This window comes from Rhodococcus sp. NPDC059969 (assembly GCF_042738325.1).
GTDB lineage: Bacteria > Actinomycetota > Actinomycetes > Mycobacteriales > Mycobacteriaceae > Rhodococcus_F.
Map to the genome: position 1 here is coordinate 1 of NZ_JBHWUF010000023.1, position 6,859 is coordinate 6,859.

Below are 6,859 nucleotides of genomic sequence, written 5' to 3' on the forward strand. Positions count from 1 at the left end.
ACGCCCGGTCCCATTCCGAACCCGGAAGCTAAGCCCTTCAGCGCCGATGGTACTGCACTCGACAGGGTGTGGGAGAGTAGGACACCGCCGAACACACATTAGAGAAGCCCCCCAACCATTCGTGGTTGGGGGGCTTTCTCGTACCCAAAACACCCCCCCGCCTTCGAGCGAACGGCACTTCCGTCGCCTGCAACGAGATGAACGTACCGTTCACACGATCACTGAAAAGTGTGCGCCCACCGCAAGTCTCGTCAGTCGAGCGCCAATCGCGCCACCAACCTGCCACGGAACCCGTCGAGCGTGGCTAGGCTCGGAAGAGGTGCCCCGTGTGATCGGGCCCACCTCACCTGTGCACGCGTGCTGACTACGGAGGCTTCGATGACCGATATTCTCGACCGCACCAAAATCTATGTTGATGGCGCCTGGATCGAATCCACTGGTAGCGGTCGGATCGACGTTCTCAATCCGGCTACGGAAGAGCTGATAGGAACTGTCGCCGAGGGCACTGTCGAAGATGTCGACGCGGCCGCGAAGGCAGCACGAAAGGCTTTCCCCGCTTGGTCTGCACTATCCGGCGGCGAGCGCGCCGAATATCTTTCCAAAGCTGCTGCGATTATTGCCGAACGTACCGATGATCTTGCGGCGCTGGTTTCGCAAGATATGGGCATGCCGATCGGATTCGCAAAGCCCGTACAAATCGGAATGCCGCTGGCGAATTTGAATGCATTTGCTGAATTGGCCCGCACTTATGATTTTGACGCCCACGAGGTCGGCAACTCGCTGATTGTTCGTGAACCGGCGGGTGTTGTCGGCGCAATCACTCCCTGGAACTTCCCGCTCCACCAAGTTGTCTTGAAGGTTGGTGGTGCACTCGCCGCGGGCTGCACCGTGGTTCTCAAGCCCACCGAGGTTGCACCTCTCATCACGTACGCTCTCGCCGACATCTTCGACGAAATCGGTTTGCCTGCAGGTGTATTCAACCTGGTGAGCGGATACGGCCCGGTAGTGGGTGAAGCCATTGCCGGCCACCCCGAGGTCGACATGGTCTCCTTCACCGGATCGACTCGGGCCGGCAAGCGAGTGGCCATCGTGGCTGCGGACACCATCAAGAAGGTCTCGCTTGAACTGGGAGGCAAGTCCGCGAACGTCATTCTCGACGACGCCGACCTCGAAAAGGCTGTCACGGATGGCGTCGCAAAGTGCTTCATCAATTCGGGTCAGACCTGTTCGGCGCTGACGCGTATGTTGGTTCCCGCGGAGAAGGTGGACGAGGCAGCGGCAATTGCTGCTGCGGTGGCCGCTCATTTCCAGGTAGGTGATCCGACTCAGCCCACTTCAGTGCTCGGACCGCTTGTGAACGCGAATCAGCTGGGACGCGTTCGCGGATACATCGAGAAGGGTGTAGCCGAGGGCGCTACCGCGGTTGTCGACGGTCGCGAAACCGGATTGGCCAGTGGGTATTTCGTCGGGCCGACGGTGTTCGCGAACGTGACCGAGGATATGACCATTGCGCGCGAGGAGATCTTCGGACCGGTCCTTTCGATCATGGGCTACAAGGACGAGGCCGACGCAGTGCGGATAGCCAACGGGACCGAATACGGTTTGGCCGGCGGAGTCTGGTCAGGTGACCCCGATCGCGCGGATCGCGTCGCGCGGCAGCTGCGGGCCGGGCAGGTCGAGGTTAACGGCGGTGCGTTCAACACCAATGCGCCGTTCGGTGGATACAAGCAGTCGGGTGTCGGACGCGAGGCAGGCACGTTCGGGCTCGAAGAGTTCCTCGAGATCAAGGCAATTCAGCGTTAGTCGTTCGAGAATGGCGATGCTCCCGTACCAAGTACGGGAGCATCGCCATTTTTGTACCCGGATCAGGACTTGGCCGCATCCAGATGCTGAGCCGAGACATTCGCCAGATGCGTCAGTCCGAGGCTACGGTCGCGAAGGTGTAACCCTCTGCAAGGCGTTGTGCTGCAACCTGACCGGAAGGTGTGTGGATCCCGGCAGCCACCCCGCAGGCGGCAGCAGCTTCGCGCACCCGGGTGAGCGCGGCTTCGAATTCCTCGGACACGTCTGGATCGTTGGAATGCTTACCGCCGACGGCGATTCGTAGATCGGACGGTCCGACGTACACGCCGTCCAATCCGGTTACAGCACAGATCTCTTCGACGTTCTCCAGGCCTTGTGGGTTTCGATCATCGCGAAGTCAACAGTGTCGCGGTTCGCGTCGGCGGGAACGGGGCCGATAAGGAGTTGCGACCGCATGGGCCCGTAGGAGCGGATGCCGAATGGCGGCTGCCCACGGCGGCCGCTGCCTCTTCGGTGTTGTTGATCAGCGGAACGATGACGCTTACCGCGCCGCCGTCGACGGCTCGGATGACGCCATTCGCCGTGGCTCGTTCGATCTGGAGGTCGTCGACCCGTCGTAAATTGCCCGCGTCTCACGCCTTTGCTTTCTGGGCGTTGCCACGCCCGACCAGGCTTTCGGCCAGTCGTTTCGATCCTGGAGGCCGATCGCGCAGACCGTCGCCGAGTAGGTTCACTCCAACGACTGGCAGCACGATCATCAGACCGGTCAACGTGACGATCCGCCATGAGGTGGTGATGTAGTCCTGTCCGTCGGCGATGATTCGGCCCCAGGTCGCAACGGACGTTGAGGGCCGGCGCCGAGGTAGCTCGAGGAGCTTTCCAACAGAACGGCCTGAGCGAGCAGAAGCAGGACGACGAGCGATGCCTGCTTGACGATGTTCGGAATGACGTGACGAAAGCAGGATGGCCATGCGGGTAAGTCCGAGCACTCTAGCCGCTGCGGATAGGGCTTTTCGCGTTCCCCCAGAACCAGCGGCAGAGAGAGGAGCCGACACCCGGCCAGGCGAACACGACCTTGACCACCACAACGCCGTTCAGCACTCCGGCAAATCTGGTGCCCAGCGCGGTGACGATGGGAGTTGTCGAGTTACGCATCGCATATCGCCAGGTGAGTTCGCGTTCGGATACTCCGCGAGAGCGTGCGACGGTGATGTACGGCGAAGCGAAGGCCGCGACCAATTCGCGCCGAACCATCCGGGAGATCAACGCGAGCTGAAGGATGGCGATAGTTGCGGTGGGCAGGATCGCCGACGGCCACGTGGTGGATCCGGCGGCAGGTAGAACCGGGATGAGGACCGCGAATATCGTCACCAGCATCAGGGCACTCCAGAACTCCAGCATGGACTGTACGCCGACGGCCACGATGTTCGCACCGAGTTCGCGTCGGGTGTCCGCGTGGTGGACCATACACACGCCAACGGAATTGAGAGCACGGCGGTCAACAGGATGGGGCTGACGGCCAGGGTGCTGGTGCACGGAAGTTTGCCGAGGACGACGTCCATGGCCGGCGCCTGGAACGAGTACGACGTGCCGAGATTCCGAGTTGATGTGTGCGGTTTCGGAGCGGTGAGAGTCACTGGCTCAGGCTTTCAATCGGACGGCGCCGAGGTCGTAGGAGTTGATGGGGTCAGTGAAACATTCTGAATACGAGTACGTTTCGCAAGAAGAGCGTTCGGTACGAAGCTCCATAACAAGCCCAGTTCTCCTGGATGTCCTGCTGCGTGCAAGTCCGGTCTGGTTGCCGTACCCGTTGCCCAGGACATCCCAGTCCCCGGTCTTGCCTTGGCGCCAGGAATCCATCCAACGTGGGCGGGGCTGGACCGGTGGCCGGCACCACGGACCCGATCAGTGCGTCCGGGCGAGCGACTCGTCGTCGATGGCGTAGGTCAGTGCCCGCGAACATGCAGATTGGATAGTGGCTGATCGGCGGGCTTGCGGAAGTTGAAGAACAACTGGTTGATGCGCGTGCACGGCACGGTGTCCACCTGGACGCCGGGTAACTTGGCGAGTTGTTCGGCGAAATCCGGACTGATCGAATCGATGACGTCGACCTCGCCGCTCCGAAGAGCAACGACGCGGCCGGCCTCTTCGGGAATGAAGCGGACCTGGACACGGCGAACGCCGGGAGCGGGCCCAAGTGGCTGTCATTGACGTCAAGCGTGTAATCGCTTGTGCCTCAGTTTGATTCGCTGACGATGAAACGGTCCCACCCCAATTCCACTCTGCAGCTCGTTAGGTTCGTTGGCCGAGGTCGGCGTGATCAAATATTGGACATGAGTGAGTTCAGAACAGGAACAGGGGAGTTCGTTCGGAGGCGGAGTCGGCCGCAGGTTTTTGTTTCGAAGTTCCGGGATGTCGCTTCGATTCGGTCCGGGAGAGCCCGATGAATCGGGCGTGACAGTTTTTGATCTGCACTCACGACGATCCGACCCCACCACAGCCTCTCGTGACGTGAGATCAGTTCTGTAATCGTCCGCAGACTCTGTAACCGTGGAGAAGGTCGAATTTCTACTCAGAGGCAGCGTGGCCGCGGGGGTTGGGGAACTCTCCCGCGACGGATCTCCGGTCATCGTCGCCGCCGGATTGCCAAGGCAGGGGCGCAGAGTGCGAGGCGGGGTGGTGCCCTACGAAGCCGAGACCGAAGGTGACCTTGATCTGATTGTGACTTCAGCACAACAGGTTCCGATGTTTCGTCTGATAGGAACATTCGCGCTCACAGCGGCAGTAACCCGAAGAACGACAGTGCAATCGCAACCGTGCGTCCAGCTCGCCTCGGCACTCGCCGAGCTGATCGGCGCCGTCGATCACACCGGTCGGTACATCGTCACGCGGCCAGGAAGTTTCGGGGATGTACACAGTCTTTGCTCCATGACGGAGTTCCTCGCGCACCCCACTTCGGTTGCGGCTCCGGATAATCCACCTTCAGACAACGAGGTCAATCCCATGCCAATCGAATCCACCCCACTGCCGCTGATCGCTTTCACAATGGGCGACGGCGCCGGCGTCGGGCCGGAAGTGATCATCCCCGCACTCCTCGACGACGAAACGAGAAAGCGTTGCCGCCCGGTCGTTGTCGGCGACGCGAAGCGCCTGCGTCCGGCCGCCGAGGTTCTCGGAATCGACGTCGACGTGGTCCCCGACGAGGAGATCAAGGATGGTGAATTCATCGATGGACGGATCAACGTCATCGATCTGGACTTGCTGCCTGAGGATCTCGCGTGGGGTGAACTGTCGGCAGTCGCGGGAGATGCGGCCTATCAGTACATCCGCGTTGCAAGCGAACTCGCTGTTCGCGGTGAAGTTCAGTCGATCTGCACCGCGCCGCTGAACAAAGAGGCGCTACACGCAGCAAGGCATATCTTCCCTGGTCGCACGGAATTGCCTGCGCTTTTGGCCGATGCCGAGGAGGTGTTGATGATGTTGTCGACGCCCGAGCTCAAGGTCATTCACGTGACTACATACATCGGACTGCTCGACGCGGTCGTCAGGATCGAACCGGGCCTGGTGGAGCGGATCATTCGTCGAGGTGATGAAGCATTGGTACGCACGGGAAATCTGTCTCCGAAGATCGGCGTCCGCGGAATCAACCCGCACGCAGGGGAGAATGAACTCTTCGGTTACGGGGAGGAAGAGAAGAAGATCATCCCCGCCGTTGAACTGTTGAAGGCAGCAGAAATCGATGTCCACGGTCCCCTGCCGGCGGATACCGCGTTCTTCCTGGCCTGTCGTGGTGACTACGAGTTGATCGTCGCGATGTATCACGATCAGGGGCACGGCCCGGTCAAGGTCCTCGGAATCGAGGTCGGGGTCAACATCACTGTGGGCTTGCCGGTCATACGAACCTCCGTCGATCACGGAACCACATTCGACATTGCAGGTAAGGGCATCGCCGAGGCCGGAAGTAGGTCGAAGCGCTGCGGCAGGCGGCCGAATTGGCAACCAGCACATTCGTTTTCAAGTAAGCGCCAGAGTTCGTAGGGCGAGGAGCGATGGCCATCCGGGAGTCGGAGGCGAGGCGGTCTGAAATCGCAAGACTTGCGCGCGCGAGTGGTCTGGCCAGCGTCGAGGACCTCTCGGCTCAGTTCGGGGTCACCGCGTCGGCAATACGTCGAGACCTGAGTCAGTTGACTGCTCAGGGACTCATAGCACGCACCTATGGCGGGGCAATTGCAATCAATCCTCATTAGGAATCGTCTCTGCGTCAGAGAGCGATGGTGGGGTTCGACGCCAAACGGCGGATTGCAGAGTGGGTTGCCGAGCAGGTCCGGCCCGGAGACGCTGTGCGCCTGGATGCAGGCACCACTGTGTGCAGCGATGGGAAAGCTCTTACGTCACATGACGAATCTGACGGTGATCGCTGCAGGGCTGACAGCACTCGAGGCGCTAGCCGACACTGATGGTGTCGAGTCGAATGTGTCGGCGGGACGTTGAGGCCGCTCAGCCAAGGATTTGTCGGACCACTCGCCGAGGCGTCGTTGCAGAGGGTGTCGTTCGACAAGGCATTCTCGGAGCAGACGCAGTTACCGCTGACCGGGGCATTTGTGAAGCTGAGCTCGATCAGACCCGGCTCAAGGAAATGATGATCGAACGTGCCGGCGAGGTCTACATACTCGCGCACTCCGCCAAACTCGGCGAACGTCCTTTCCATGCGTGGGCGCCGATACCGCCGGGGGCTGTGCTGGTCACCGATGCTGCGGTAGACGCACAGCAGGTCGCGTTGTTCGAGGCCGCGGGGATCCGTGTCCAGGTGGTGTGAGTCCGCGACGGTTGGCCAACGAGCCGTGGTGTCTGGCGTCACATGTTGCCCGAATCGACGAAGTTGGGTCGCCGTAGGGGATCTAGCTGGGGAAACGGGCAGCCTCAAGTCCCTGACCTGAGGATTTGTCAAAGACTTCAGCGGACGCGTAACTTATTCCAAGTCAGAGCGACACGGACACCGACTCCCGCTTCACGGCGAGTGACACGAGGTTGTACGAAGTGCCTGACCAAATTTCGA

General features: G+C 60.8%; 7 protein-coding genes, 1 rRNA gene and 1 pseudogene. 5 read left to right on the forward strand and 4 right to left on the reverse strand.

Going from position 1 to position 6,859, the window contains the following annotated elements:
* Positions 1 to 93, forward strand: a 5S ribosomal RNA gene (gene rrf, locus ACFWAD_RS29610); the annotation flags it as partial.
* A gap of 285 nt (positions 94 to 378) precedes the next feature.
* On the forward strand, positions 379 to 1,803 hold the full coding sequence (locus ACFWAD_RS29615; RefSeq protein ID WP_317557097.1) for an aldehyde dehydrogenase family protein: 1,425 nt from the start codon (positions 379 to 381) through the stop codon (positions 1,801 to 1,803).
* Between the two features lie 62 nt (positions 1,804 to 1,865).
* Here ACFWAD_RS29615 and ACFWAD_RS29620 read toward each other — a convergent pair.
* From ACFWAD_RS29620 to ACFWAD_RS29635, 4 genes and pseudogenes are all read right to left on the reverse strand, one after another.
* Positions 1,866 to 2,399: pseudogene (locus ACFWAD_RS29620) on the reverse strand (aldolase/citrate lyase family protein).
* Positions 2,400 to 2,435: 36 nt separating this feature from the next.
* Entirely contained in the window at positions 2,436 to 2,774 is a 339-nt protein-coding gene (locus ACFWAD_RS29625) for a hypothetical protein (protein WP_378550327.1), read from the reverse strand.
* 19 nt (positions 2,775 to 2,793) lie between these two features.
* Positions 2,794 to 3,270, reverse strand: a complete 477-nt coding sequence (locus tag ACFWAD_RS29630; RefSeq protein ID WP_378550330.1) for an ABC transporter permease subunit — start codon at positions 3,268 to 3,270, stop codon at positions 2,794 to 2,796.
* Positions 3,271 to 3,749: 479 nt separating this feature from the next.
* The gene (locus ACFWAD_RS29635) at positions 3,750 to 3,959 is read right to left on the reverse strand and encodes an ABC transporter substrate-binding protein (RefSeq protein WP_378550342.1); all 210 of its coding nucleotides are present in this window, start codon (positions 3,957 to 3,959) and stop codon (positions 3,750 to 3,752) included.
* Positions 3,960 to 4,605: 646 nt separating this feature from the next.
* Between ACFWAD_RS29635 and pdxA the strand changes: the two genes are divergently transcribed.
* From pdxA to ACFWAD_RS29650, 3 genes are all read left to right on the forward strand, one after another.
* On the forward strand, positions 4,606 to 5,841 hold the full coding sequence (gene pdxA, locus ACFWAD_RS29640; RefSeq protein WP_378550333.1) for a 4-hydroxythreonine-4-phosphate dehydrogenase PdxA: 1,236 nt from the start codon (positions 4,606 to 4,608) through the stop codon (positions 5,839 to 5,841).
* 11 nt (positions 5,842 to 5,852) lie between these two features.
* Positions 5,853 to 6,050: a DeoR family transcriptional regulator gene (locus tag ACFWAD_RS29645; RefSeq protein WP_378550336.1), complete on the forward strand. Its 198-nt coding sequence runs from the start codon at positions 5,853 to 5,855 to the stop codon at positions 6,048 to 6,050.
* A gap of 224 nt (positions 6,051 to 6,274) precedes the next feature.
* Positions 6,275 to 6,619 (forward strand): hypothetical protein, encoded by a 345-nt coding sequence (locus ACFWAD_RS29650; RefSeq protein ID WP_378550339.1) that lies wholly within the window; start codon positions 6,275 to 6,277, stop codon positions 6,617 to 6,619.
* Positions 6,620 to 6,859 lie beyond the last annotated feature (240 nt).